The sequence below is a fragment of the Pseudoduganella violaceinigra DSM 15887 genome (assembly GCF_000425385.1).
Taxonomy (GTDB): Bacteria; Pseudomonadota; Gammaproteobacteria; order Burkholderiales; family Burkholderiaceae_D; genus Rugamonas; species Rugamonas violaceinigra.
Genome location: NZ_AUDI01000009.1, coordinates 167,110 through 190,906 on the forward strand (window position 1 = coordinate 167,110; position 23,797 = coordinate 190,906).

The window sequence follows — 23,797 nt, forward strand, 5'->3', positions numbered from 1 at the left end:
TTATTCTTCCGTTGGAGTTTCTTCAGCCGCGGCCTGTTCCGGCTCGGCGTCGTTGGCGGCGGCCAGCACTTCGCGCGGAATGTGCACGATCTGCGCCGGGGCGCGCTTGAATACGTCGGCCAGGGCGCCGTTGATGATGCGCTCCTTGAGCAGGTCGGTATCCATCAGCAGGTCCAGCAGCGGGCCTTCGACGATGATGTCGTTGCGGCGCTCGATGAAACCGAGCTTGCCCAGGGTGCCCAGGTTCATGTCCATGCGCGTCTTCTTGCCCAGCTTGTCGCCGAAGTCGGCCAGCAGTGCCTTGTACGGGATACCGATCGAGGTGTCTTCCGCGCGCGGCACCGGCTTGTCAGTGCCGAACATATCGTTCTGGTCATCGTCCGCTTGTTGGTGCGTCTCCTGGCGCTCGCGCTTGGGCAGGATGATCAGCGCCCACAACACCACCAGCAGGGCCACGCCATCGCGCGCCAGGCCGAAATTATTGTTCTGCCAGATGTCCTTGGCACCGAACACCTTGGGCTCGATGGCGCGCTGCAGGGCCAGGGTGACGTGGTCGGCATAGACATTATCGAGCAGCTTCATGCCGCAGGCGGCCAGGCGCGCGTCGACTTCGGCGCGGAACAACTCGTCCGACAGCGCGCGCTTGACCATCTTGTCGTCGCGGCGCAGGGTCTGGTGCGCCACCAGGCGCGCAATCAGGATCTGGGAATCGTCACTCATCGGACTTGCCCTCTTCTTTCTTGTCTAATTCAAGGGTCAGCGCGGCCAGGGACATGGCGGCGACCTCCAGGTCGGGCAGCTGCACCATTTCATCCTGCGGCGCAAAGCGCACCGGCAGGCGCGCCAGGTCGGCGGTGGTGCCCTGCATCGACGCCTCGGCCTCATCGCCCAGCAGCGGCAGCATGGACGCGCGGTAGGAGGCCAGCGCAAAGGAGGCCGGCAGCAGCGCCTCGTGCACCTTGACCTCGCGCGGCGAGTCCTCGGCCAAGGACGGGAAGTTGTTCAGCAGGGCGAAGTCGGACAGGCGCGCCAGCCAGTCGTCCAGCTCCTTTTGCATGGCAGGGCTGTCGTTGATCGTGGTCGGCGCATCCTGGCCGGCAGGCAGGCTGTTGAGCCCATTGTTATTCACACGTTCTGTCATTAATTCTGTTTCGGCGACGTCGATCATCTCGGCAGGCGTGATGAACAGCGGTTTCACCGGTTGGTCGATCGCATCGTGCGCCAGCGAAGACAGGTCCTCATGGGCCAGCAGCCAGCGTTTGATGTCGGTGGTGGAAAGGCCGGACTGGCCCAGGTGCACGCGCTGGCGCTCGATCTGGTTCAAGGCGCGCGAGAACATGCCCTGCATGTTCAGCAGCTGCGACTGGGCGCGGCCGATCGCTTGCGCGGCGCGGTGCGTGGCGCTGTCCGCATTTTCGTCGGTGGTGATGGCGCGCAGGATGACCGAGCCCTTCTCGACCCAGTCGCAGGCCTGGTGCCACTTGGCCTGCGACTCGCGCAGGCGGAATTCGGAACCGGAGGCGATGGCGTCGCGGAATTCCTCGGTCAGGTCGACCAGGCGGCCCAGCAAATGCTGCAGCTGCTCGGTGGTGACGCCGCCCACGGCCTGGGCGCCGGCCACCTGCGACAGCAGGAAGCCCATTTCCGCATCGTCGTCGGGCGCGGCCAGGGCCAGCAGGCTGTCGATCGAGGCCAGCACATTGCGCGCCATCGGCGTGACGCGGTAGACGGCTTGCTGCGCATCCCAGGCCAGCAGGCCGTTCGTGCGCAGGCGGTTCAGGACGGTTTCCAGGCTTTCCGGCAGCAGGTAGGCCAGGCGCGTGTTGATATCGGCCCGCGAAAACGCGGACGAAGTTGTCTCATTAGCAAGTTCACGCAGGACGAGCAGGCGCACCAGCACGCCCTCGAAACCGCCGTGGAACAGGGCGGTAAACACCTGCAACAGCGGCTGGGCACGCTTCAGGTGGTAGACCTGCTCGATCTCGTCGGCGGAAATATGGGGCTGGAAATGGGCCTGCAGGGCATCCTGCTGCTCTTGCACAGTCGGATTGGTGTCGGCTGCCTGGGCCGAACTTGCCATCAAATCAATCATTGCGCTCCAGTAATTAAACCGGGGTCAGCTCTGGCAAACGGACATTTCCATGATGAAAATGTCCGTTTGCCAGAGCTGACCCCGACTTTGAGGGTGCAAGTATAACAGGCCGGGTGTGGCTATTTTCGGTTGACTTTCTCCAGGACTTGCTCGAAGGAATCACCGTTCTCTTCCTTGAACAGGATGCGCGCCGGGTACCAGTCAAGGCCCGGCGCCAGCCAGATATCGACGTCCTGGTCGTTGCCGGCCACCGGCTTGCGGACGAAGTGCAGCACCTTGAGGTCGCCCAGGCCGCCGCTTTCCATGGTTTCCTGGCCCACCACGCGGAAGGTCCAGGGCGCGCCGTCGCGCCGGCCGGCCACGTAGAAGGTCCATTCGCTGCCCGGGGTGAACTTGTCCGGCGCGGCGCGGGCCAGCACCGTCAGCTGCCAGGTGATGCTGCTGCGGTCCTGCTCGCCGCCGCGGATGGCGTGGCTGTTCTTGCCGTCTTCGAACTCGATGCGGTGCGCTTCGCGGTCGAAACGGGTGGTGGTCGGGTCCTTGCGGATGCGTTTTTCATAGTACAGGCCGGGCGCCAGGCCGTAGTCGTCCAGCGTGCCTTCGCTGCGCTGCTCGATCACTTTGCCGAACAGGCTGGAACGCGCTTCGGTCAGCAGCGCGTACTGGCCGTCGCCGTGGCGCCAGCTGATGGTGCCGGTACCCATCAGCGGGAGGCCGTGGTTGCTGCCTTTGACGCTGTAGGACAGGTCGGCCTGCGGCGGCAGGCTGCTGGCGCGCTTGGCGACCGGGTAGTCGGCCGCGGAGGCGCTGGCGGCGGCCATGAATGCCAGGGAAATCAGGATACTGCGCATGCTTGCTTCCTTACTTGATAATGCGGGTGACTGTTTGGGTGGTGATGGCGCCGTTGGCCTCGGTATTCCTGATCTGCACCGGATACCAGTCCAGGTTCGGCGCCAGCCAGATATCCAGGCGGGCGTTGTAGCTGCCCGGCTTCGGCGGGCGGGCCAGGTGCCAGGTCAGCAGCTTGCCCATTTTGGTGTCCACTTCTTCCTCCCCCACCAGTTGGAAGGTGTAGACCTGGGCGTTGCGGTCTTCGCCAACCAGCATCTCGATGGACTGGCCGTACTGGTTGACGTCGGCGCGCCCGATGCCCGCCAGCTGGAACAGCAGCGTGGCGCGGTCCTGGGCGCCCGCGACCAGCGGCACCGTGCGTTCGCTGGCGGAGAAGGTGATCTTTTGCTCCTGCTGGTTGAAGTGGGTGGCGGTGGCGGAGCGGTTGCGCAGCTTCTGGTTGAAGGTCGCCGGCGCAATGCCGAATTCGCCCACCGTCCCTTCGCTGCTCACCGTCATCACGTTCACACTCGCTATCAGCAGGCTCACGCTCACTTCCTGCGTCGCCTTATAGCTGGCGCCGTCCAGCTGCCAGCCGATCGTGGCCGAACCGCTCCAGTTGCTGCCATTGGCATCCTTGCGTTTGACATCGAACTCGAACCTGGCCGATGGCGGCAGTGCGACTTTCCATTGCGGCAGGCTGGCGGGCGCCGGCGCCGGCGCCGGCGGGGCGGGTTCGGCCTGGGCAGATTCTACGCCGGCCGGCGTGGTGGGCGCGTCCGTTTGGCTGCGTTGATCGGCTGCGGGGACTTGCGTCCCGTCCGCGGCGAGCGGTGCCGATGCCGCCGGCGCCGGGGCGGCGGGCGGCGCCTCCTCCGCCGGCGGGGCTGGCTTGGGCTTGCGCGCTTTGGGTTTCGGCGGCGCCGGCGGCGGCACTGAAGCCGGTGCCGGCGGCGCCAGGCGCAATTCCGCCGTGATGACGTTTTTCGCGTCCGCGCGTTCACCTTCGGCCACGCCAATGCGGCCGCTGACCCAGTTGATCGTCACCAAATGCAGGGCCACGGTGGCGGCAAGTACGGCAAGGATGCGGCGGCGGTGGCGGAAAAGGGAAACGATCGTCATGGTCGCTAGTTTAACGTGTCAGCCCATGATTCCGCTGACAGCAGGCTCGGTGGCATAATTTGCGGGAATTTATGACAAGGAGTCCTGATGTCCCTTTTGCGCCAGCGCGGCCAGGCCGATTCCGGCAAGGTCGGCATGGTCGAACTGTTCTTCGATCTTGTGTTCGTCTTCGCCGTAACCCAGCTGTCCCACACCCTGCTGAAAAAGCTCGATGGGGAAGGCGCGGCCCAAGTCGGCCTGCTGTTCATGGAAACCTGGTGGGTGTGGATCTACACCGTCTGGGCCACCAACTGGTTCGACCCGGAGAAGAAATCGGTGCGGGCCGCCTTGTTCGCCTTGTTGGTGGCGGGCTTGCTGATGTCGGTCTCGATCCCGCGCGCCTTCACCGACCTGGGCTGGCTGTTCGGCGCCGCGATCCTGCTGCAGCAATCGGGCCGCACGCTGGCCATGCTGGCCGGCAGCCGCGGCGAGGACGCCTCCCTGCGCCGCAATTTCCTGCGTATCAGCCTGTGGATCGGCGGCAGCGGCGCGCTGTGGCTGGCCGGCGGGCTGGCCGCGCCCGAGTCGCGCATGGCCTGGTGGCTGGCCGCCCTGGCGGTGGATCTGGCGGCGCCGCTGCTGTTCTACCATGTGCCGGGCCTGGGCCGCTCCAGGCTGGCCGACTGGAATGTGGACGGCAGCCATATGGCCGAACGCTGCGCCCTGTTCATCATCATCGCGCTGGGCGAATCGCTGCTGGTGACCGGCGCCACCTTCGCCGAACTGGCATTCGATGCGGCCACCGTGCTGGCTTTCCTGCTGGCCGTGCTGGGTGCGATCCTGATGTGGTGGCTGTACTTCGAGCACGGCCTGGAGCAGGGCCACCACCGCATCGTGCATTCGCAGACGCCGGGCCGCCACGCCCGCAACAACTACACCTACCTGCATATCCCCATCGTGGCCGGCATCATCGTCGGCGCGGTGGGCGATGAGCTGGTGCTGAGCCATCCCCAGCATGGCGGCATGGCCGCGCTGGCGGCCATCATCGGCGGGCCGCTGCTATTCCTGTGCGGGACGGCCCTGTTCAAGTGGCTGGCGCGGACGCGTTCCTGGCCGCCGCTGTCGCACCTGCTGGGCATCGCCCTGCTGCTCGCGCTGGCCGCATTGGCCCTGCCGCTGCAGCTGTCGCCGCTGCTGGCCTCCGGCGCCTGCGTCCTGGTGCTGCTGTTCGTTGCTGTGTGGGAGAGCTGTGTGCTACGCTAAATCACCTATCTTCGGAGACCCGATATGACCACTCCTCAAATGCCACACCTCCCGGGCGCTGCAGTGATGACGGATACGCTGGACTTCGTCAAATCGCTGTGGGGCAGCATGGGGGTGCCCGGCATCAGTATTCCCGGCATCGCCGCGCCGACGCTGTCGGTCGATGAGCTGGACCGCAAAATCAGCGAACTGAAAGCCGTCGAGTCCTGGCTCAATCTGAACGCCACCATGCTGCGTTCCAGCATCCAGGCGCTGGAAGTGCAGCGCGGCACCATCGCCGCCCTCAAATCCATGGGCCAGTCCTTGGCCGCCGCCGTGCAGCAGCCGCCGCAACACGATCCGTTCGCCAACGTGGGCAAGCCGAAGGAAGCCAAGCCCGCCGAGCAGCCGGCCGCACCGGCCAAGCCGGCCGGCGACAGCGCCGGCGCCGCCGCCGGCCAGATGGCCAACCCCGCCGCCTGGTGGAACCTGCTGCAGGACCAGTTCACGCAAGCCGTCAACACGGCAATGGCAGCCGACCCGGCCGCCAAGCCCGCCGCGGACAAGGTCGGCGCGGCGCACGATGCCAGCAAGCCCGCGGCCAAGCCGGCGGCACGCAAGCCAACGGGCAAGCGCACCACCAGCGTGAAAGCCCCCTCCAAGCCTTAATTGAGCTTTTGAATGCGGATGGCCTCGATCAGACCATCCTCGTCGCGCTGCACCTTCATGATATTGATCAAACCCTCGTCTTCCAGCGCCCGGGCCCCGTCGTGCGCGGCCTGGAAGGATGCGAGGGTGTCGCCCTTGGCGCTGACCGGCCGGATCCAGGCCGCGGCGCCCACTTTCATCTTGTTGTAGACCTCTTTGGCGATATCACGCATGATCACTCCTTGTCGTGGTCATCTTTCATGGCGTCCGTCAGTTCGGCTTCAATTTCCTGCGCCGTCATGCGGCCGGGTATCAACTTCTGCAACTGCTCGATCAGCTGGGCAAAGCGCTGCTGGCCCGGCGCGATGCGGTCGACATGCATCAGTACTTCATTGGTTTCGTTCACCAGGGCTTCGTCGTAGCCCCTGGCCTGCAGATGCGAGATCAGAATTTGCGCGGAATTGAACAAGATGCGCATATTGTCCGGCAGGCTGAGGCGCGCATCGCGCATCCACGCCACCGCTTCGTCCAGCTTGTTGGTCTTCCATAGCAGCACGCCCTTGTTCATCAGCTCCGAGGCATCGCGCCGCGCCGAAGTGATCAGGGACGTGCCTTCCTCCGCCATGCGCGCCTTGTCGAAGATGCGCTGCACTTCCTCGTGAATGACGGTGTTCTCGTCGTTGTTGCGCACCACGTAGCACAGCAGCTCCGCCGGCGCCTCCTTGACGCCGACGGCGAACAGCAGCGTGGCCATTTCCAGGCAGGTCGGCGTGTCGGGGCGCTGGCGCTCTTGCTTCAGCATGGCTTCCAGCTCGTCGCCCGATTTGCGGGCGCGCCGGTAGTCGCCGCTCTCGTGGTACACCAGGCCTTCCGTGATCTTGCAGCGCAGGTCCACCATATTGCCCGAGAAATCGCGCTGGGCGGCGGCCAGCAGCAGCAAGGCTTCCTTGGGGTCGCTCTTCTGGCCCAATACGCGCGCCAGGCCGAAATAGGCGTCCACCGTCTTCATGATCGAGTATTCGCCGACCTGCAGGCATTTGCGGAAGGCCTTTTCCGCCAGCGCGATATTGCCCAGCTTGAGCGCCGCCATGCCCAGCGCGCGCTGGCGCGGCACTGAGTTGGGCGAGAGCTTGGCGGCCCGCTCGAGCACGTCGCAGGCCTCCTGGGTGCGGCCCATATTCTCCAGCGACCTGGCCAACTGGTCGTAGGCATCCAGGTAGAAGCGGTTTTCCGCGATCACGCCCTGGAACATCTGGCGCGCCGCCTCGTTGTCGCCATTGGCCATGCGGATTTTGCCGACGCCGGTGCGCGCCCAGTTGAAATCGCGCTCCTGCAACACTTTCTCGTACACCAAACGCGCCTGCTCCGCTTCGCCCGCCTTCAGCAGCAGCGCGGCGCGCATGCGCAGCAGGTCGATCTCGTGCAGCTTGCTGCGCGCCGCCGCTTCCTCGCACAGCCTGGCCGCGCGCAGGTAGTCCTTCTCCAGGTAGGCGTGGTCGATCTCCTGGAACACCTGCTTGCGCTGCCAGGCGCGGTTCAGGCGCGTCAACAGCACGCCTTCGGTGATCGGCTTGATGAGGTAGGCGTCGGGCTGGTGTTCCGCGGCGCCCATCACCGCCTCCACGCTCTTTTCGGCGGAGACCATCAGCCATACGCAGCTTGGCATCAGCAGGCCGCGCATGCGCGCCTCTTCCAGCACATGCTGGCCGCTCTTGCCTTCGCCCAGGTTGAAGTCGCACAGCACCACGTCGTACTGCAGGCGGGTCAGCATGCTCATTGCCTCGCCGCCGCTGGAGGCCTGGTCGATGTGGCGGGCGCCGAGACTGCGCAGGGCTTCGCGCAAAAGCTGGCGCACGCCGACAAAATCGTCCACGATCAGGTAGCGTTTTTCCGCCCAGTTGACGCCGGCCGCCTTATCGCCTGCCGCTGCTGCCTGGATGGGGGCCGGCGCGTTCATGGCAGGCGCAGGATGAAGCAGCCACCGCCCAGCGCGCCGCCGTTTTCCAGCGCCACGCTGCCCTGGCGCTGGCGATGCTTGTGCGACCGGGCCACTTCGCCGGCGAAGTACAGGCCAAGGCCGCTGCTATTGGTCAGGAAGTTGATGGCCTGCCCCGTCAACTGGCCCGCTTCCAGCATACTGCGCGGGAAGCCGCCGCCATTGTCTTCCACTCTCACTTCCATGAAGCCATCCTGTTCGCAGATGGTGAGGGCGATGCGGTCGCGCGTATAGCGCACGGCGTTGTTGATGGCGTGCGCCAGCAGCCCCAGTACCAGGTCTTCGTCGAAGGTCCAGATCAGGCCGGGCGGGAATTCGGCATCGAAACGGATGCCCTTCGACTGCAGCAGCACGCGCTGCTGCGCCGCCAGCTGCTCCACCAGTTCGCTCACCTGCACCGGGACCGGATCGAAGGGATAGCCGGGGCGCCCGACTTCCTTGTAGAGCGCAAGCAGCTGGATCAAATGGTCGTTCAGGCGCCGGGTCTGATACAGCATTTGCGCCATCTGGGGATAGGCCGGATGGTCCTGCGCTGAATCCCCGGCCTGCACAAGCAGGTTCTCCAGCGTGCCTGACAGCACGCTGATGGAATTCTTCATGTCGTGCACCGTGGCGGCGAGGAACATGAACAGCTCTGGCGAGCCGGCGCGGTCTTCCATGGATTCTCCAGCCATTGGATGGAAAACTATTATAGCTTGCGGCGCTGCTTGAGAAGGAAGCGTCCCGGGTCCAGGGCGGCGGCCAGTGTTGCTTCGATGGGAAGAGGCTCATCTTCCAGTTGACAGGCCAGGATTTCCGCTGCCAGCGGGGCCCAGATCAGGCCCCGGCTGGCGTAGCCTAGCAAGGTATGCAGGCCCGCGTGGCGCGCCAGGTCGCGCAGGCGTTCGGCGCGGGCGTCGATAGTGCTGTCGGGCAGCGCGCCGACCAGGGGCAGGCGGTCCGGCGCCATGGTGCGGAATCCGACGCGGCCCTGCAGCGGCGCACCGGCGCCGTGCGGGCTTCCCAGGATTTCCTCCGCGCGCAGCAGGTTTTCGTCCTGGCTGGATTGCCATAGCTGCCGGTCGGCGCTCTTGTCGTAGGTGGCGCCGACGCTGACGATGCCGTCCACCGGCGGCGTCATATACGCCTCGCGGCACACCACCAGCTGCAGGCTGGGGAAAGCGTCTTCCTGCAAGTGGGTGACCTGGCCGCGCATGGTATACAGCGGCAGTTCACGCGCCTGAGCGAGGGCGGTCGCGCCCGCGCCGCTGGCGAGAATCACGGTCGGCGCACTGGCCAGCTGGCGCCCATCGGCGGCCAGCACGCGCCAGCCATCGCCGCCGCGCTCCAGGCGCAGCGCTTCGGCGTGGAAGAGGCGGTGCAGCCTGTCGCCGCAGGCGCGCAGCATGGCACGGCAGGCGGTGGCCGGCGTCGCCCAGCCGCCTTGCGGGAAGTGCCAGGCGCCAAACGGCGTCGGCGCGCCCAGCATGGCGCTGGCCTGCGCCGCGTCCAGCCAGCGCACGTATTGCTGCGGATAATGCCGGGCGTCGACCACCTCTTTTTGCAGCAGGGCATGTGCGGCGTCGCGCGCCAGTTGCAGCACGCCGCACTGCCGGCCGCGTATGCCGCCCTCGCCGGCCTCGGGCCCCGGCGCCTGCGGATCGATGCCGCCGAGCTGCAGCCAGGCGCGCTGGGCATACAGGAAGGCCGCGCGCGTCAGGCGCGTCGGGATATTGTCGTCCCTGGACAGCAGCGGCATGAAGATGCCGGCGCGGTTGCCCGACGCCTCCTGCGCCGGCGCGTCATGGCGCTCGATCAGCGTGACTTGCCAGCCGCGTGCAGCAAGGCGTTCGCAAGCGGCGCTGCCGGCGACGCCGGCGCCGATGACAACGGCACGACGCTCGGGCCGTGGCGCGCGTGGCGGCTGCGGCTTGCGGCTGGTGTAGACCGCATGCAGCCATTCGCCGTCCGCGTCGCCCGCCACGGTGAACCCGGCGGCGCGCAGCTTGCGCAGGGCCTGTTCGTCGGCATGGCGAATGCGCAGCGTGGCGGCGGGCGCCGCCAGCCGCTGCAGGGCGCGTATCGCCTCCAGCGGCGCGGGAATAATGAATTCATCGACCCGGGCGACGATCTCGGCCAGCCAGTCGTCGGCAGGACCGGCCAGCAAATCCAGCGTCAGCTGCTCCTGCGGCAGGTGGAGCCGGTGCAGGCCCGGCACATCCACCGGCCACTGCGCAGCCAGGCCCGGAAGCACGGCCGCCAGCGCGGCCAGCGTCGCCATGTCCGGGACGGCTGGCGCAATGGCGAGGTAATGCAGCGGTTCACCCGCACGGCGGCGGGCGACGGTTGCCAGGAATGCCGCGCCCGCGCCGAACGCGGTATCGAGGACGACATGGCGCGCCTCAGCCAACTTGCTTGCACTCCTGGTGGCGGAAGCAGGCGAGGTCATGGTCGTTCACCATGCCGATGCCCTGCATATAGGCGTAAATGATGGTCGAGCCGACAAACTTGAAGCCGCGCTTGGCCAGGTCTTTCGAGATCCGGTCGGACAGCTCGGTGCGGGCCGGCCGGTCGCCCTGCGCCTGCACGCGGTTGACGATGGGTTTATCGTCCACATAGCCCCACATCAGGGACGCCAGACTGCCGCCCTCCTCCAGCAGCCGCAGGTAGGCGCGCGCATTGCTGACAGCCGCGTTCACCTTGAGCCGGTTGCGCACGATGCCGGGATCGGCCAGCAGCGCCTCGATCTTCGCCGCGTCGTAGGCGGCGATCTTGCGCGCATCCCAGCCGTCGAAGGCGGCGCGGTAGTTGTCGCGCTTATTCAGGATGGTTTCCCAGCTCAGGCCCGCCTGCGCGCCTTCCAGGTTCAGCATCTCGAACAGGCGCAGCTCGTCGCGGCAAGGCACGCCCCACTCCTGGTCGTGGTAGGCGATATAGCGTGGATTGTTTGGATTGGCCCAGGAACAGCGATGTATGCTCATGGGGTGATTATAGTGCGCTCCCCGAGGCTGGTCACGATGCGCGCCTCGCCGCGCGCTACGCAGTCATCGAGCTGGTGCACCAGCCGCGCGAACAGGCCTTCGGGCCGGGCATCGCCGCCCGCCTGCACCGCCGCCCAGGCGTCGCGCCCGGAATCCTTGGCGATGTACAGGCCCACGTCCGCCAGCTCCACCACCTGCGACCAGGACATCAGGCGCGGCTGGGAAGGCAGGTAGGGATAGCAGGCAAAGCCGATCGAGCAGCTGCGCGCCAGGCGCGTGCCGTCGGGCAGCACGAAGTCGCGCGCGGAGACGGCCCGGCGTATCCTTTCCGCCACCGCGTGCGCGCCGCTGCGGTCGGTGGCGCGCGCCAGCACCAGGAATTCCTCGCCGCCCCAGCGCACCAGGTAGTCCGATTCGCGGAATACTTCGCGCAGGCGGTCCTTCATCTGCACCAGCACCGAGTCGCCGGCCGCATGGCCATGGCGGTCGTTGACCTCCTTGAAATGGTCCAGGTCCACCATGTAGAACACCAGATCGCGGCCGGTGGCCTCTGCGCCGGCGGCCAGGCCGTCGTAGCCGCGCAGGCTGAGCGCCACGTCCGATTCCACGTGCTGCAGGAAGAAGCGGCGGTTGCGCAGGCCAGTCAACTGGTCGGTCAGGCTCACCTCTTCCAGCGCCTGGTAGGCGCGCTCGAGCTCCAGGTTCTTTTCCAGCAGCTGCGCCTGCGCCGCCGCGTTGTCCAGCGCAATGGCGCCGTATGCGCACAGGGTGCGGAAGATCAAGCGTTCCCGTTCCCCGTAGGCGCGCGGCAGCATCGACTGCACCGTCATCACGCCCAGCACCCGCTCGCCGATGGCCAGCGGCGCAAAGAGCAGCGTCAGCGTCGGCAAGGTGCCCGGGATCAGGTTGGGCGTATCGGATCTGTCCTCGATTTCGATCAGGATTTCCTTGCGTTCGCGCACGCAGCGCGCGGTGTTGAAGCGCGGTTCGGACAGCGCGATGCGCATCGCCGGCAGCGGCAGGCCCATTTCCACGCCGAAGGCGCAGTGCAGGAAGTCGCCGCCCGGCGCCAGCAGGAAAATCGAAAAATGCGTCGCATCGAGCAAGCCGTGCACGTGGCGGTCCAGCGCGCGGAACACCGCCGTCGTCTCCAGCTGCGCCGTGATTTCCTGGCCGATGGCGGACAGGTGGCTCAGCGTGTCGCTGGTCTGCGCCAGCACTTCGGCGCGCTGCGCTTCGGCCGCCGCCAGCTGCCGATGGTGTTCGCCTTCCGCCTGCGCGCGTTCGGTCTGGTGCTGCACCTGCATCGCGATGGCGCGGTTGGTCGCCTCCTGGCTGTGGGTGCGGTCGCGCGCCGCATTGGCCTGCAAGGAAAACTCGTAGGCGCGCGCAAAATCGCCCATCGCGGCGTACTCGCGCGCCACCGCATCGAGCAGTTCCCCCGGCAGGATGTAGCCCTCGATGGTCGCCGCCACCGCAAGCGCTTCGCGCAGGTACTGCAGCACGGACAGGGCGTTGCCGGCATGGATGTCCGCCAGCACGCGCAGGGCCGCCACCTGGCTGAAGGGATCATGCATTTCGCGCGCCAGCGCCAGCGCGGACATCGCCGCGGCCTGGGCTTCCCAGGTGCGCCCCAGCCCCGCCAGCGCATGCGCCTGGCCGCGCCGGGCGCAGCTTTGGAAGTCGTTCTGCGCCAGTGCGTGGCCACGCTGTTCCAGTTCGCGGAAGCTGGCCAGCGCCGCCTCGTAATCGCCCAGGTCCAGCGCCAGGTCGCCCTGGTATTCCAGCGCCATGGCGAAGGCGCGCGATCCGGACAAGGGCGCAAGGATCTGCAGCGCCTCGCGCAGCAGGTCTTTCGCGGCCTGCCGCTGCCCCAGGTGGCGCAGGGTTTCGGCCGTTTGCATCTGGGCCAGGCCGACGCACATCGGCCAGGCGGTGGGGCGCGCCAGTTCCAGGCCGCGCTGCATCCATTCCAGCGCCGCGTCGTGCGCGTTCAGGCGGGTAAAGGCATTGCCGATATTGGTGGCCAGGATGATGGCACGGCGCAGCTGGCCGGACATCAGGGCCGCGTCGAACGCCGCCATCAGGTGGCTGATGGCGCGCCCGAATTCCGCGGTCTGGAAGGCCGCCGTGCCGAGGTAGTCGGAGATCCAGCCCGCCACCACCGGGTGCTGGCCGAACAGGTCGGGGGCAACGCGCTTGCTCCAGCGCTCATTGGCGGCGCCGGCATTGCGGAATACGCTGAACAGCGCCGCCAGGCTCTCGAAAATATCGGTGCGCATGCGGTCGCCGACGGCGCGCGCATCGGCGATCGCCAGCGCCAGCTCGTTGTCGCAGCCGGCCGAATCGCCGCGGTCGACAGCGATCCAGGCCAGCAGGCTGTGCGTGTCGGCCGCGCCCAAGCGGTCGCGCTGGCGGGCAAAGTCCAGCATGGCCCGATCGGCAATGCCGATGGCCGCCTCGAGATCACCGCCCAGCCAGCAGGCTTCGGCCTGCACCAGTGCCAGGCGCGCGGCCAGCACGCGCCCTTGCCCTTCCGGCAACAGACCGGCCAACGAGCTTGCCTCCGCCGCAAGTTGTGCCGCCTTTACAACATCGCGCTGGCGACCATGCCAGGCCATCCGGGTCAGCAGCGCCAGGCGGTGCTCGCCTTGCGCATACGGCAATTCCGCTTCCCACTGGGCCAGCACGTCGTCTAGCACGAACAAATCCACTACTTGATATCCTTGAAATATATGTTACATCAAGGAATCATACAGCACGACCGGACGTTTTAGTGTTCAAGTAGCTTAAGCCCGGCTGGCCCGCCGCCTTCAGCGCCGTTCGGGCTTGGTGGCGCGGGCGCCGGCATCCGGCTTGTCGCCCGTGCCCGTGGTCCGGTCGCGGTTGCCGGCGCTGTCCTGCTGCGGGGTGCCGGCGCCGCTGCTGCCGGCCGTGCCCTGGGTCCCGCTGGCGCCAGCCGCCGTGCCGCCTTTGATCGCGGCATTCAACTGTTCGGCATTCTCCATATGCTGGTGAATCGTGGGCTGCAATCGGGTCGCCAGGGACTTCAGTTCGCTGTCACGGGCCGAGGATTCCGCTTTTGAGACCAACTGGGCTGCTTCCTTATGCGCCTGCACCCCCGCCTGCTCCATATAGCTGCGATCAAATTTGTCGCCCGACAGTTTGTCCAGCTGGGAGGCCATTGCCTTATGCTTGGCATCGAGTTCCGTCGGCAGGGCCACGCTGCGCGCTGCCGCCACCTTGCGCACTTCCTCCAGGCCCTTGGTATGGTCGTCCACCATTTGCTGGGCGAAGCTCTTGACCCGGTCGCTCTGGGTCTTTTGCAGCGCCATCCTGCCTGTTTCGATTTCGGCCATATTGGCCATGGCCAGATCGGTCAGCAGTTTCTGGTCCGACTTGGACAGGCTGTCCGCCCAGACGCTCCCCGTACCAAGCAAAGCCGACAACACAGCTACACGCATGAAATGGTTCATCGCATCCTCCGTGAAAGAATTAGCTGGAAAATATTTTATGCAGCTTGGAATAAGCTGCCCACACGCTACGTATACGCAATACTTTCCACCACACCAGGAGACTGCCATGAAATTCCTCGCCCTCGCCGCCGCTGCACTGCTGAGCACATCCGCGCTGGCCGCCGAACCGCTGAAAAAGACCGATGCCGGCTTCGTCGACGCCGCCGGTATGACCGTGTACACCTTCGACAAGGACGTTGCTGGCAGCGGCAAGAGCGCCTGCGCCGACGGCTGCCTGAAGAATTGGCCGGCCGTCGCCGCCAGCGGCGCGCTGGCCGCGCCCTGGTCGGCCATCACCCGCGACGACGGCAGCAAGCAGCTGGCCTACAAGGGCAAGCCGCTCTACCTGTTCGTGGGCGACAAGAAAGCCGGCGACCGCAACGGCGACAACGTCAAGGAAATCTGGCACGTCGCCAAGGATTGAACGATGGGGGATGTGCCGGGCGATCACCATGCGCGCCTGCTGGCCTGCCTGCCGCGCCTGCGCCGTTATGCGCGGGCGCTGACCGGCGATAGCGCCAGCGCGGACGACCTGGTGCAGGACACCGTGGAGCGCGGCTGGTCGCGCATCGGCCAGTGGCGGCCCGACGGCGACCTGCGCGCCTGGCTGTTCGGCATCATGCACAATCTGCATATCGACCAGCTGCGCCGCTCGCCGCCACCGGCCATGGAGCTGGACGACGGCGCGTTGCCGGCGCCCGCCGCCGGTTCGCCGCTGGAAATGCGCGACCTGGAACGCGCCCTGCAACTGCTGCCGGCCGCCCAGCGCGAAGTGCTGCTGCTGGTGGCGCTGGAAGAGATGCGCTACGAAGACGTGGCCGCCACGCTCGGCATCCCGCTCGGCACGGTGATGTCGCGCCTGAGCCGGGCACGCGAGAATGTGCGGCGCTCGATGGCGGGACAGCCGCCCGCCGCCTCGTTGAAAGTCGTGAAATGAACGAAGCCGAATTGCAAGCCTGGGTCGATGGCCGCCTGGCGCCGGAGCGGCAGGCAGAGGTCGAACGCTACCTGGCCGAACATCCCGCCGAAGCCGCCCGCCTGCAGGCCTACCGCGCCCAAAACACCGCCTTGCACGCCCTGTTCGACGGCGTGCTCGACGCGCCGGTCCCGCCTGCGCTGCGTCCGGCCACCAGGCTTCCCGCCTGGCGCCGCATGGCCGCCATGCTGGTCGTCGCCGCCGGTGCCGGCCTGCTCGGCGGCACCGCCGGCTGGACGCTGCGCGGCGCCGGCGGCCAGGCGCCGCCGTCCCTGGCCGCCCTGCCGCACCAGGCCGCGCTGGCCCACGCCGTCTACACGCCGGAAGTCCGGCACCCGGTCGAGGTCGGCGCCGACCAGCAGCAGCATCTGGTGGCCTGGCTCTCGAAACGCCTGGGTAAACAACTGCGCCCGCCGCGGCTGGCGCAGCAGGGATATGAACTGGTCGGGGGCCGGCTGTTACCGGGCGAAACCGGCCCGGTGGCGCAATTCATGTACACGGACGCCAGCGGCCAGCGCCTGACCCTATATGTCAGTCCAGGACAACAGGGCAAGCGCGACACGGGATTCCGTTTCGCGCAGGAAGGCAATGTGGGAGTGTTTTACTGGATCGACGGCAGCTTCGGCTATGCGCTCTCGGCTGCCGTCGGCAAGGCGGAGCTGTCGCAGATCGCCCAGGCGGTCTACGAACAGCTGCAACCTTAGTTGGGCATGCGGCGGCTGGCTTCGGTGATCCGGTTGCGCATCACTTCCGGGGCGGCTGGGCCTGGCGCGAACATATAGTCCTCGTCATTGATGGCCAGGCCGCTGTTTGCATCGACGAGGACCTGATCCGCCGGCTTGCCGGTTTCGCGGCTCACCACCAGCAGGCTGGCGCCTTCCGGCGACAAGTGCTCATTACCCCAGGCAATGAACGCCAGCAGCACGGGTTTGAAGTCGCGGCCAGCCTTGGTCAGGATATATTCATAGCGCGGCGGGCGAGTGCTGTACTGGCGGCGCTCCATCAGACCACCCTCGACCAGACCAGCCAGGCGGCGGGTCAGCATATTCGGCGCGATCTTCAGGCTCTTTTCGAATTCGTCGAAGCGGGTCAGACCGTAAAACGCATCACGCAGAATCAGGATGCTCCACCACTCGCCTACTTTGCCCAGGCTACGTGCGATGGGGCAAGGCATCTGGCCGAAGTCGGTATGTTTCATATTGCCTCCTAGTTTGGATGGTTGTTTAACCAGTTGAATGCTTCAGGACTCAATTGAACCTCGAAAACACCCTCAAAAGACTCACCAAAAATCACTCTTGCAAGGAACGTCGCTATCTTCTTTCCATTCGGTGTTGTTGTGGCGCACACGATGTTTGCCAGAGGAGAGAATCCCTTTGCCAGATGTGAAAGCCGCAACTTTTTTTTAAACAAGGGCATAATGAGCGGGACGGCCCCCTCCTGAAGCGACCATGTACCTGACCAGCGACGCGCAAGTGCGCAATATCCTCATCGTGGATGATTCCGCGTTTGAGCAACGCATGCTTGTAGATTTATTGAGCGAAATGCCTTACCGGGTGTCGGTGGCCTTCAATGGCGAGCAGGGCTACCAGCTGGCGCTGTCGGGCCTGCCGGACCTGATCTTGCTCGATGTGCGCATGCCGAATATGGACGGGTATACCTGCTGCCGCCTGCTCAAGGCGAACCCGGCCACGCGCGATATCCCTATTATTTTCCTGAGTGGAACAGAAGCGGCGGAAGACCGCATCACCGGCCTGCAGATCGGCGGCGTCGACTTTGTCAGCAAGCCCTTCACGCCGGGGGAACTGGCGGCACGCATCCACGTGCACCTGAATTTGATGAAGCGGCCGCCGCAGGAAGCCGGGGAAGCGGAACCGGCCGATACCGATTCCGTCATCGTCAATGCGGCCAAACGCCTGATTTACGACAATCTGGCCGCCCTGCCCGGCCTGGCGGAAATCGCCGTCAGCGTGGGCACCTACCGCGAAAAGCTGAACCAGCTGTTCCGTACCCACACCGGCATGACCGTGTTCGCCTACATCCGCGAAGCGCGCATCCAGCGCGGCATGCAGCTGCTGCGCGACACCGACATGGAAGTGCAGGATATCGCGCTGCTGCTGGGCTTTGCCAATGCCGGCAATTTCGCCACCGCCTTCCGCGAAAGGCTGGGCACCACGCCCAGCAACTACCGCAGCGCCATCGTTAAAACTTGTGATTGAGCTTGACTGAGGCGAAGCGGCCGCGCGGGTCCCCCTGCGTGAAGTCGAAGAAGGTGAACGAGCTGTCCCACGAAGGCTTGCGGTCGAACAGGTTGGCCACGGCGACATTGACGCTGGTGGCGGCGCTGATCTTGTAGCCCACGTTCAGGTCCACGGTGGCGAACGGCTTCACGCGTTCGCCCGGACGGGTGGTCTGCTCATAGCCGTCGACATAATTCCAGGCGGCGTTGGTGGTCCACTGGCCCAGCTCCCAGGTGGCGCTGGTGGTGCCGCGCCATTTCGGGATCGAACCAAAATAATTGGTGCCGGCGCCGTTGGTCAGCGGCTCGCCGTTCGACAGCGGCTGCTCATACTTGAACACGCGGCTCAGTTGGGCGTTCAGGGTCACGCTGCCGTAGGCCGTCTTCGGCAGCTTGTGGCGCAGGTCGATGTCGATGCCGCTCACCACGCGCTCGCCCTGGTTGGCGTACTGGCGGTACAGGGTCAGGATGCGGCCCTGCGCGTCGCGTACCACTTTTTCCGGATGCGCCGCTTCGTTGGCCAGGATGGTGTCGTTGCTTTCGGTGTCGATCACGCCCTTGGTGCGGATGTGATAGAAGTCCACGCCCACGCTGCTATTGGCCGTCGGCGATACCACGAAGCCCAGGTTGACGTTCTTCGAACGCTCAGGCGACAGCTCGCTGTTGGCGATGGTGATATTGGTGATGCCGCGCGGCTGGGTCGGTGTGACCGGGTCTTTGGCATCGGTCACCGACGCATAGCTGACCGACGTCGAATTGGTGATCTCCGGCAGCGACGGCGCGCGGAAGCCGCGCGACACGGTGCCGCGCACCAGCAGCCACGGGGCGGCCTGGTAGCGCACGCTGGCCTTGGGCGAGAAAGCCGACCCGAAGTCGCTGTATTTATCGGCGCGGCCGGCCAGGTTGACGGTCAGGTCTTTCAGCACCGGCACATTGAATTCGGCGAAGGCTGCAGTCACGTCGCGCTTGCCCTTGATGATGTTGATCGCCGGGCGCAGCTCGGTGCCGGACAGCACGGCGGTCGAGGTGTTCGAATCCATTTCCTCCTGGCGCCACTGGCCGCCGAAGGCGAAGCCCAGGGCGCCGGCCGGCAGGTCGGCCAGTTCGGTGGAGGCGTTGAAGTCGGCCACGGTCAGGGTCGATTCGGCAGGGCGCAAGGTGGACAGGCGCAGGCGGTTGCGCACCGCTTCGCTGTTCTTCGACTGGTCGGCGAAGTTGTAGCTGCCTTCGGCCAGCACTTTCTCGAATTCGTAGCGGTTGACGAAATTCTGTACGGTTTCCTTCAATTTGCTGCCCGAGCGGCCGATGGAGGCGTCATAGTCCCAGCCATGCCAGCTGCCCTTGACGCCGGTCAGCGCGCGGTAGAAGTCCACCTTGTCCTGCTTCATGCGCGGGCCCAGGTCGAACAGGGTGGCCGTGAACGGCTGCGGCGCGCTGCCCGGATTATTCGGGTGGCCCACCGGCAGCACGACATTGATGTTGTCCAGCGCCTGCTTGCCGTTGTTCCATGCGCGCAGGCCGCTGCCCACGGTCAGCGGGGCGCCGAACGTCTGCTCGGCCCAGGAATAGCCGTACAGCGCTTCGGCGTAAGCCTCGGTGGTTTCATTCAGCTTCAGGGTGCCGCGCAGCGAAGCGTGCACGCGCTCCACGCCGGGCACCAGGGTGCGGTATTCGGCCGGATTGTAGGCCAGCACCTTGCCGCTCTTGCCCGGCGTGATATCGCCGTAGTTCTGCACTTGCAGCGGGCCTTGCACGCCGCCCAGCTGCTTGGTCGCGTCGGACGTGCTGTAGTAATTGGCGGGGGTCCAGGCCAGCGTGCCGTTGGCGTTGCCGCGGAAATCGCTGCCGCGCAGGTAGGACACATCGCTTTGCTGCAGCTTGTCGCGCTTCAGCGCATCGAGCGAGAAGACCACGCTCCAGCCCTTGTCATCCAGGCTGCCGAAGCCGGTCTGCAGCGATGCGCTGCGTTCCAGCTGGCCAGTGCCTTGGGTCGAAGAACCCAGTTGCGCGCTGACTTCCGTGCCCGTGAATTCCTTGTACAGGATGATGTTGACTACGCCCGCCACGGCATCGGAGCCGTAGACGGATGAGGCGCCATCCTTCAGCACTTCAATGCGCTGCACCGCGGCCATCGGCAGCGAATTCAGATCGACGAACACTTCCTGCAGATCCTGCGCCGTGGCGTAAGGAGACACGCGCTTGCCGTTCACCAGGATCAAGGTGTTCTTCTGGCCCAGGCCGCGCAGCGACAGCCCCGACGTGCCGGCCGAGAAGCTGCCGGTGTACTGCTCGCTATAGCTGTTGCCGCTGTTGGCGGAAATCGAGCGCAGCACGTCGGCCACGCTGGTCTTGCCGGTGGCGGCCAGGTCCTTGGCGCTCAACACCTGCACGGCGCTGGCGCCCTCTTTTTGCGCGGTGCGGATATTCGACCCGGTCACGACGACGCGGGCGAGTTCTGCTTCGGCGTAGGCGAATTGCGGGAAAGCGGCGGCGATGGCCAGGGTGATGCTGAGAGGCTTGATCATGTTCTTCCTTATGGGTGTGCAGCGCCCTGCCTGCCTCGTGGGGCCGGATGGGCAAAACGGTATTGCGGGGAGTGTGGAGCGGCTTAGCTGCGGCACATGCACTGCGCCATGCAGAGCAGGTAGATGGTGTGGCGGCGTGGTGAGGCTGGAGTTTTCATGCGGCAACTATAGCCGTGGCGCTTCATTTCTGAAACTAATTAAAACTCAGATTTATATGCATTTTGAATCTATAGACATCATTGTCTAGTTTTTGCCACAGCAGAAACGCCAAAGTATACAACTCTGTCTAGACAGGCTATTCTAGCCAAAACCTTACAAGGAAATAAACATGGCGAGTATTCCCAAACCCACTCCGGCCGAGCTGGAACTGCTGCAAGCGATCTGGCCGCTGGGCCCCGCCACCGCCAAACAGGTGCATGAAGCCATGCTGGCCGAAAAGCCCGACCTGGCATATGGCGCCGTGCTGCGCCTGATGCAGATCATGCACGCCAAGGGCCTGCTGATCCGCGACGAGAGCCAGCGCTCCCACATCTACGCCGCCGCCGTGGCACGCGAAGCCATGCAGGGCAATATGCTGCAGGACCTGCTGCAGCGCGCTTTCGCCGGCTCCGCCAAGGCGCTGGTGCTGGCGGCCCTGAAAAGCGGCATCTCGAAAAAGGAGCGCGCCGAGATTGAAGAACTGTTGAAGCAGGAGGACAAGCCGCATGAATAACATCATCAACGCGGCCGGCTGGACGCTGATCCACTTCCTCTGGCAGGGTGCATTGACAGGCTTGACCACCGCGCTGCTGCTGGGGATGATGCGCAGCGCCCGTCCGGGTGCGCGCTATACCGTAGCCTGCGCGGCCATGCTGGCCTGCCTGCTGTGGCCCGCATACGAATTCGCCAGCGCCTTGCAAACTTCGCCGCGCGCCTTGCAGGCGCTGCTCGCCGCGCCGAACAGCGAGGCATACGCGCACAGCGAACTGTTGACAGGCATCGACAATCGCCTGCCGCTGCTGGTGACCGCCTGGCTGGCTTGCGTCGCCGCGCTGGCCCTGCGCAGCGCCTTCGGCCTGGCATGGATCGCCCGCGCCCGCCGCACCGGCGGCCGCAACGAACATTGGCAGCAGCGCCTGTCGCACCTGGCAGCGCGCCTCAGCATCCGCCGCGACGTCACGCTGCGCATCGTTGAAACGCTGGCCAGCCCGATCACTGCGGGCTGGTGGCGTCCCGTCGTACTGATGCCGGCCGCGCTGGTGGCGCGCATGCCGCCCGAACTGCTGGAAGCGCTGCTGGCGCACGAGCTGGCCCATGTGCGCCGCCACGACTTCCTCGTCAACCTGCTGCAGAACGTGGTCGAAATCCTGCTGTTCTATCACCCTGCGGTGTGGTGGCTGTCGCGCCGCATCCGCCATGAGCGCGAACTGGTGGCCGACAGCATGGCCGCGCAGCTGACGGGTGAACCGCGCCGCCTGGCGCTCGCCCTGTCGGAACTGGAGAAGATGCAGTTCGCGACCCAGCGCCTGGCGCTGGCGGCCGATGGCGGCGACCTGGCGCAGCGTATCCGCCACCTGGTGCTGCCGCAGCAGCCGCGCGGCAACTGGAAAGCCCTGCTGGCCGTACTGGGCCTGGCCTCCGCCTGCCTGGCCGGCTATGCCAATGCCCGCGTCGACACCGCCAACGTTCCGGCGCCGCGCACGCCGGCCATCGTCGATTTCAATTCCTGCTCCAAGCCCCTCTGGCCGCAGCAGGACCTCAAATCCGAGCATACCGGCACCGTCACGCTGTCGTTCAACATCAATGAACGAGGCGACGTCGCCGGTTCACGGATCGTCAAATCCAGCGGCCATCCCGGGCTGGACCAGGCAGCGCAAACCGGCATCGGAAAATGCCATTTCAAACCGGCCAAGGTACGCGGCACGCCCGTCGCCACCTGGCAGCAAATGCAGTACATCTGGACCCTCGAATAAGGAGAAACGCCCATGAAACAACTATGCACCGCCGCACTGCTCGCCGCCATCGCCGCCTGCTCCCAAGCCGTGGCCGCCGATGCTGCAAAGCACCCTATCGTGGACTTCGCTTCCTGCCGTAAGCCCATCTGGCCCAAAGCAGACCTGGAAGCAGAACACACCGGCACCGTCACGCTCAAGTTCACCGTCGACCAGAACGGCGCAGTCACGGATGCTGCCATCGTCAATAGTTCCGGCCACCCGGCGCTGGACGAAGCCGCCCGCACCGGAATTTCCAAATGCCGCTTCAAGCAGGGTCCCGGCAGCGTGGAAATGAAATACATCTGGCCCCTGGGGTAAGCGCATGACATTCAGCACCACCATTGCAGCACTGGCATTCTGCGCACTGCCCGCCATTTGCGCCGCGCAGGCCTCGGGCACTGCCCTGCCCCCGCATCCCTTCGTCAGCACCAGCGGCAAGGCGCAGCTGTGGATGCGCCCCGACATCGGCGAAGTCAAGTTCGAAGCCGGTGCGCAGGACGCCAGCCCGGAGGCCGCCGCCGGGCAGTTGCAGCAACTCAGCGCCGGCGTCGCGCAATTACTTGCCGAGCATGGCGTGCAGGAAGCCGACATCGAATGCTACGAGCTTGAAAAGAAGATGGTCGCGGTCGATGAGGGGAAGCCGCCAGTCTATTCAATCGGCCGCTTGTACCACGCCCGGGTGCGCGACCTGGCCCAGTGGCCGGACCTGGTGGCCAAGCTGCTCGAAATGGCCCACGTCACGAGCATCAGTTCCAGCTTCGACCGCATCGACGGCGACGACATCAATACCCAGTTGATGGCTGCCGCCGCCGATGATGCGCGCACCAAAGGCAATGCGCTGGCCAAGGCCTTCGGCCGCAAACTCGGCCCCGTGGTCGCCGTCGCGCGTGGCCCCCTGACCCAGGTTGGCGCGCCCTTCATGGAAGCGCAGGCTGGCCGCGAAACGCGCGGCACCCCGCCCGAAGTCGGCAGGTACAAAGTGCCCGATTCGATCCCGTATTCACAAACCGTGAATGCCATCTTCGTCCTGAAGTAAGGCAAATCCCGTGAAACTCCGCTTGATCGCCTGCGCGGCGATGGTCTTCGCACGCGCCTACGCCCAGGAAACGCCGCCCATTGTGCAGGTGAAAGCCAGCGCAAACACGGTGCGGCGCGACGAGACAGCGTCGCGCGTCGTCATCAACCGTGAAGAAATCCTGCGCCACGGGAATGCTTCCGCACTCGACGTCATGAAGCGCCTGCCCGGCGTCACCGTGGCCGGCAACGGGCCGCGGCTGCGCGGCCTGGGGGCAGGCTACACCCAGCTGCTGATCAACGGAGAACGCCCGGCGCCCGGCGTTTCGCTCGATGCCCTGTCGCCGGACATGATCGAACGTATCGAAATCATGCGCGCAACAACGGCCGAATTCAGCGCGCAAGCCGTCGCCGGCACCATCAACATCGTGCTGCGCAAGGCGGGCGGCAAGCCGATGCGGGAATGGAAGGCGGCGCTGGGCGTGCCGTCCCATTTCACGAGCCGCAACGCCAGCCTGGCGATGTCGGACAAGAACGATGCTGTTGCCTACACCGTCAATGCCAGCCTGGCCAGCATCGTCAACCAGCGCGCGGTCCGGGACAGCACCGAAAATGCCGATGCCGGCGGCAAGCCGCTGGCAAGGCGCAGCGACGATGGCGAATCCTAGGCGCGCGGCCTGATCCTGAA

General features: G+C 65.7%; 24 protein-coding genes. 11 read left to right on the plus strand and 13 right to left on the minus strand.

Features of this window, described 5'->3' with window-relative positions; translation table 11 throughout:
- The 4 genes from H597_RS0107030 to H597_RS0107045 form a co-directional block, all read right to left on the minus strand.
- Positions 1 to 720: a hypothetical protein gene (locus H597_RS0107030; RefSeq protein ID WP_028101505.1), complete on the minus strand. Its 720-nt coding sequence runs from the start codon at positions 718 to 720 to the stop codon at positions 1 to 3.
- A complete protein-coding gene (locus H597_RS0107035; protein WP_028101506.1) occupies positions 713 to 2,092 on the minus strand; it encodes a hypothetical protein in 1,380 nt (459 codons plus the stop codon). The genes H597_RS0107030 and H597_RS0107035 overlap by 8 nt, the downstream gene beginning before the upstream one ends.
- Positions 2,093 to 2,211: 119 nt before the next feature.
- Positions 2,212 to 2,943 (minus strand): DUF3108 domain-containing protein, encoded by a 732-nt coding sequence (locus H597_RS0107040; RefSeq protein WP_028101507.1) that lies wholly within the window; start codon positions 2,941 to 2,943, stop codon positions 2,212 to 2,214.
- Positions 2,944 to 2,953: 10 nt separating this feature from the next.
- Entirely contained in the window at positions 2,954 to 4,045 is a 1,092-nt protein-coding gene (locus H597_RS0107045; RefSeq protein WP_028101508.1) for a DUF3108 domain-containing protein, read from the minus strand.
- An 87-nt stretch (positions 4,046 to 4,132) separates the two neighbouring features.
- On the opposite strand from H597_RS0107045, the gene H597_RS0107050 reads away from it, so the two are divergent.
- Together H597_RS0107050 and H597_RS0107055 are read left to right on the plus strand one after the other, a co-directional pair.
- The gene (locus H597_RS0107050; protein ID WP_035373376.1) at positions 4,133 to 5,287 is read left to right on the plus strand and encodes a low temperature requirement protein A; all 1,155 of its coding nucleotides are present in this window, start codon (positions 4,133 to 4,135) and stop codon (positions 5,285 to 5,287) included.
- A gap of 24 nt (positions 5,288 to 5,311) precedes the next feature.
- A complete protein-coding gene (locus H597_RS0107055) occupies positions 5,312 to 5,935 on the plus strand; it encodes a PhaM family polyhydroxyalkanoate granule multifunctional regulatory protein (protein WP_028101510.1) in 624 nt (207 codons plus the stop codon).
- Here the strand turns inward: H597_RS0107055 and H597_RS0107060 are convergent.
- From H597_RS0107060 to H597_RS30075, 7 genes are all read right to left on the minus strand, one after another.
- The gene (locus H597_RS0107060; protein WP_028101511.1) at positions 5,932 to 6,147 is read right to left on the minus strand and encodes a hypothetical protein; all 216 of its coding nucleotides are present in this window, start codon (positions 6,145 to 6,147) and stop codon (positions 5,932 to 5,934) included. The genes H597_RS0107055 and H597_RS0107060 overlap by 4 nt on opposite strands.
- A gap of 2 nt (positions 6,148 to 6,149) precedes the next feature.
- Positions 6,150 to 7,871, minus strand: a complete 1,722-nt coding sequence (locus H597_RS30065; RefSeq protein WP_051293603.1) for a response regulator — start codon at positions 7,869 to 7,871, stop codon at positions 6,150 to 6,152.
- Positions 7,868 to 8,569, minus strand: coding sequence for a sensor histidine kinase (locus H597_RS0107070; protein ID WP_154668001.1), 702 nt, complete (start codon positions 8,567 to 8,569; stop codon positions 7,868 to 7,870). Before H597_RS0107070 ends, H597_RS30065 begins: the two co-directional genes overlap by 4 nt.
- Before the next feature lie 29 nt (positions 8,570 to 8,598).
- Positions 8,599 to 10,338: an FAD-dependent 5-carboxymethylaminomethyl-2-thiouridine(34) oxidoreductase MnmC1 gene (gene mnmC1, locus H597_RS0107075; protein ID WP_028101513.1), complete on the minus strand. Its 1,740-nt coding sequence runs from the start codon at positions 10,336 to 10,338 to the stop codon at positions 8,599 to 8,601.
- Positions 10,292 to 10,870, minus strand: coding sequence for a DNA-3-methyladenine glycosylase I (locus tag H597_RS0107080; protein ID WP_028101514.1), 579 nt, complete (start codon positions 10,868 to 10,870; stop codon positions 10,292 to 10,294). Before H597_RS0107080 ends, mnmC1 begins: the two co-directional genes overlap by 47 nt.
- On the minus strand, positions 10,867 to 13,584 hold the full coding sequence (locus tag H597_RS30070; RefSeq protein WP_229632118.1) for a sensor domain-containing diguanylate cyclase: 2,718 nt from the start codon (positions 13,582 to 13,584) through the stop codon (positions 10,867 to 10,869). Before H597_RS30070 ends, H597_RS0107080 begins: the two co-directional genes overlap by 4 nt.
- Before the next feature lie 99 nt (positions 13,585 to 13,683).
- Positions 13,684 to 14,346: a DUF4142 domain-containing protein gene (locus H597_RS30075; protein ID WP_051293604.1), complete on the minus strand. Its 663-nt coding sequence runs from the start codon at positions 14,344 to 14,346 to the stop codon at positions 13,684 to 13,686.
- Between the two features lie 106 nt (positions 14,347 to 14,452).
- Here H597_RS30075 and H597_RS0107095 point away from each other — a divergent pair, with 106 nt between their 5' ends.
- From H597_RS0107095 to H597_RS0107105, 3 genes are read left to right on the plus strand one after another with little or no spacing between them, the layout of a single operon-like run.
- The gene (locus H597_RS0107095; protein ID WP_028101515.1) at positions 14,453 to 14,809 is read left to right on the plus strand and encodes a COG4315 family predicted lipoprotein; all 357 of its coding nucleotides are present in this window, start codon (positions 14,453 to 14,455) and stop codon (positions 14,807 to 14,809) included.
- A gap of 3 nt (positions 14,810 to 14,812) precedes the next feature.
- Positions 14,813 to 15,322: an RNA polymerase sigma factor gene (locus H597_RS0107100; RefSeq protein ID WP_035373380.1), complete on the plus strand. Its 510-nt coding sequence runs from the start codon at positions 14,813 to 14,815 to the stop codon at positions 15,320 to 15,322.
- A complete protein-coding gene (locus tag H597_RS0107105) occupies positions 15,319 to 16,065 on the plus strand; it encodes an anti-sigma factor family protein (RefSeq protein ID WP_028101517.1) in 747 nt (248 codons plus the stop codon). The genes H597_RS0107100 and H597_RS0107105 overlap by 4 nt, the downstream gene beginning before the upstream one ends.
- On the opposite strand, the gene H597_RS0107110 is transcribed toward H597_RS0107105, so the two are convergent.
- Positions 16,062 to 16,559 (minus strand): winged helix-turn-helix transcriptional regulator, encoded by a 498-nt coding sequence (locus H597_RS0107110; protein WP_028101518.1) that lies wholly within the window; start codon positions 16,557 to 16,559, stop codon positions 16,062 to 16,064. The two genes, H597_RS0107105 and H597_RS0107110, sit on opposite strands and share 4 nt — an antisense overlap.
- 250 nt (positions 16,560 to 16,809) lie before the next feature.
- Here H597_RS0107110 and H597_RS0107115 point away from each other — a divergent pair, with 250 nt between their 5' ends.
- The gene (locus tag H597_RS0107115) at positions 16,810 to 17,577 is read left to right on the plus strand and encodes a response regulator transcription factor (protein ID WP_028101519.1); all 768 of its coding nucleotides are present in this window, start codon (positions 16,810 to 16,812) and stop codon (positions 17,575 to 17,577) included.
- Here H597_RS0107115 and H597_RS0107120 read toward each other — a convergent pair.
- On the minus strand, positions 17,561 to 20,122 hold the full coding sequence (locus H597_RS0107120) for a TonB-dependent receptor (protein ID WP_028101520.1): 2,562 nt from the start codon (positions 20,120 to 20,122) through the stop codon (positions 17,561 to 17,563). The two genes, H597_RS0107115 and H597_RS0107120, sit on opposite strands and share 17 nt — an antisense overlap.
- Before the next feature lie 328 nt (positions 20,123 to 20,450).
- On the opposite strand from H597_RS0107120, the gene H597_RS0107125 reads away from it, so the two are divergent.
- Genes H597_RS0107125 through H597_RS0107145 form a run of 5 tightly spaced genes read left to right on the plus strand, consistent with a single transcriptional unit; the run spans position 20,451 to position 23,777 of the window.
- The gene (locus H597_RS0107125; RefSeq protein ID WP_028101521.1) at positions 20,451 to 20,834 is read left to right on the plus strand and encodes a BlaI/MecI/CopY family transcriptional regulator; all 384 of its coding nucleotides are present in this window, start codon (positions 20,451 to 20,453) and stop codon (positions 20,832 to 20,834) included.
- The gene (locus tag H597_RS30080) at positions 20,827 to 22,074 is read left to right on the plus strand and encodes a M56 family metallopeptidase (protein ID WP_028101522.1); all 1,248 of its coding nucleotides are present in this window, start codon (positions 20,827 to 20,829) and stop codon (positions 22,072 to 22,074) included. Before H597_RS0107125 ends, H597_RS30080 begins: the two co-directional genes overlap by 8 nt.
- Positions 22,075 to 22,086: 12 nt before the next feature.
- Positions 22,087 to 22,413 (plus strand): energy transducer TonB, encoded by a 327-nt coding sequence (locus H597_RS30090; RefSeq protein WP_028101523.1) that lies wholly within the window; start codon positions 22,087 to 22,089, stop codon positions 22,411 to 22,413.
- Positions 22,414 to 22,417: 4 nt separating this feature from the next.
- Complete coding sequence (locus H597_RS0107140) at positions 22,418 to 23,131, plus strand: SIMPL domain-containing protein (protein ID WP_028101524.1); 714 nt, start codon at positions 22,418 to 22,420, stop codon at positions 23,129 to 23,131.
- Between the two features lie 10 nt (positions 23,132 to 23,141).
- Complete coding sequence (locus H597_RS0107145; RefSeq protein WP_028101525.1) at positions 23,142 to 23,777, plus strand: TonB-dependent receptor plug domain-containing protein; 636 nt, start codon at positions 23,142 to 23,144, stop codon at positions 23,775 to 23,777.
- Positions 23,778 to 23,797: the final 20 nt, after the last annotated feature.

What these genes read in the sequence shown, in the direction of transcription:
- mnmC1 (WP_028101513.1), bottom strand. Translation starts at nt 10,338, where the DNA reads ATGACCTCGCCTGCTTCCGCCACCAGGAGTGCAAGCAAGTTGGCTGAG.
- H597_RS0107110 (WP_028101518.1), bottom strand. Translation starts at nt 16,559, where the DNA reads ATGAAACATACCGACTTCGGCCAGATGCCTTGCCCCATCGCACGTAGC.
- H597_RS0107055 (WP_028101510.1), top strand. Translation starts at nt 5,312, where the DNA reads ATGACCACTCCTCAAATGCCACACCTCCCGGGCGCTGCAGTGATGACG.
- H597_RS0107100 (WP_035373380.1), top strand. Translation starts at nt 14,813, where the DNA reads ATGGGGGATGTGCCGGGCGATCACCATGCGCGCCTGCTGGCCTGCCTG.
- H597_RS0107095 (WP_028101515.1), top strand. Translation starts at nt 14,453, where the DNA reads ATGAAATTCCTCGCCCTCGCCGCCGCTGCACTGCTGAGCACATCCGCG.
- H597_RS30065 (WP_051293603.1), bottom strand. Translation starts at nt 7,871, where the DNA reads ATGAACGCGCCGGCCCCCATCCAGGCAGCAGCGGCAGGCGATAAGGCG.
- H597_RS0107105 (WP_028101517.1), top strand. Translation starts at nt 15,319, where the DNA reads ATGAACGAAGCCGAATTGCAAGCCTGGGTCGATGGCCGCCTGGCGCCG.
- H597_RS0107140 (WP_028101524.1), top strand. Translation starts at nt 22,418, where the DNA reads ATGACATTCAGCACCACCATTGCAGCACTGGCATTCTGCGCACTGCCC.
- H597_RS0107115 (WP_028101519.1), top strand. Translation starts at nt 16,810, where the DNA reads ATGTACCTGACCAGCGACGCGCAAGTGCGCAATATCCTCATCGTGGAT.
- H597_RS0107120 (WP_028101520.1), bottom strand. Translation starts at nt 20,122, where the DNA reads ATGATCAAGCCTCTCAGCATCACCCTGGCCATCGCCGCCGCTTTCCCG.
- H597_RS0107035 (WP_028101506.1), bottom strand. Translation starts at nt 2,092, where the DNA reads ATGATTGATTTGATGGCAAGTTCGGCCCAGGCAGCCGACACCAATCCG.
- H597_RS0107050 (WP_035373376.1), top strand. Translation starts at nt 4,133, where the DNA reads ATGTCCCTTTTGCGCCAGCGCGGCCAGGCCGATTCCGGCAAGGTCGGC.
- H597_RS0107030 (WP_028101505.1), bottom strand. Translation starts at nt 720, where the DNA reads ATGAGTGACGATTCCCAGATCCTGATTGCGCGCCTGGTGGCGCACCAG.
- H597_RS0107060 (WP_028101511.1), bottom strand. Translation starts at nt 6,147, where the DNA reads ATGCGTGATATCGCCAAAGAGGTCTACAACAAGATGAAAGTGGGCGCC.
- H597_RS0107125 (WP_028101521.1), top strand. Translation starts at nt 20,451, where the DNA reads ATGGCGAGTATTCCCAAACCCACTCCGGCCGAGCTGGAACTGCTGCAA.
- H597_RS30075 (WP_051293604.1), bottom strand. Translation starts at nt 14,346, where the DNA reads ATGAACCATTTCATGCGTGTAGCTGTGTTGTCGGCTTTGCTTGGTACG.
- H597_RS0107040 (WP_028101507.1), bottom strand. Translation starts at nt 2,943, where the DNA reads ATGCGCAGTATCCTGATTTCCCTGGCATTCATGGCCGCCGCCAGCGCC.
- H597_RS0107080 (WP_028101514.1), bottom strand. Translation starts at nt 10,870, where the DNA reads ATGAGCATACATCGCTGTTCCTGGGCCAATCCAAACAATCCACGCTAT.
- H597_RS0107070 (WP_154668001.1), bottom strand. Translation starts at nt 8,569, where the DNA reads ATGGAAGACCGCGCCGGCTCGCCAGAGCTGTTCATGTTCCTCGCCGCC.
- H597_RS30090 (WP_028101523.1), top strand. Translation starts at nt 22,087, where the DNA reads ATGAAACAACTATGCACCGCCGCACTGCTCGCCGCCATCGCCGCCTGC.
- H597_RS0107045 (WP_028101508.1), bottom strand. Translation starts at nt 4,045, where the DNA reads ATGACGATCGTTTCCCTTTTCCGCCACCGCCGCCGCATCCTTGCCGTA.
- H597_RS30080 (WP_028101522.1), top strand. Translation starts at nt 20,827, where the DNA reads ATGAATAACATCATCAACGCGGCCGGCTGGACGCTGATCCACTTCCTC.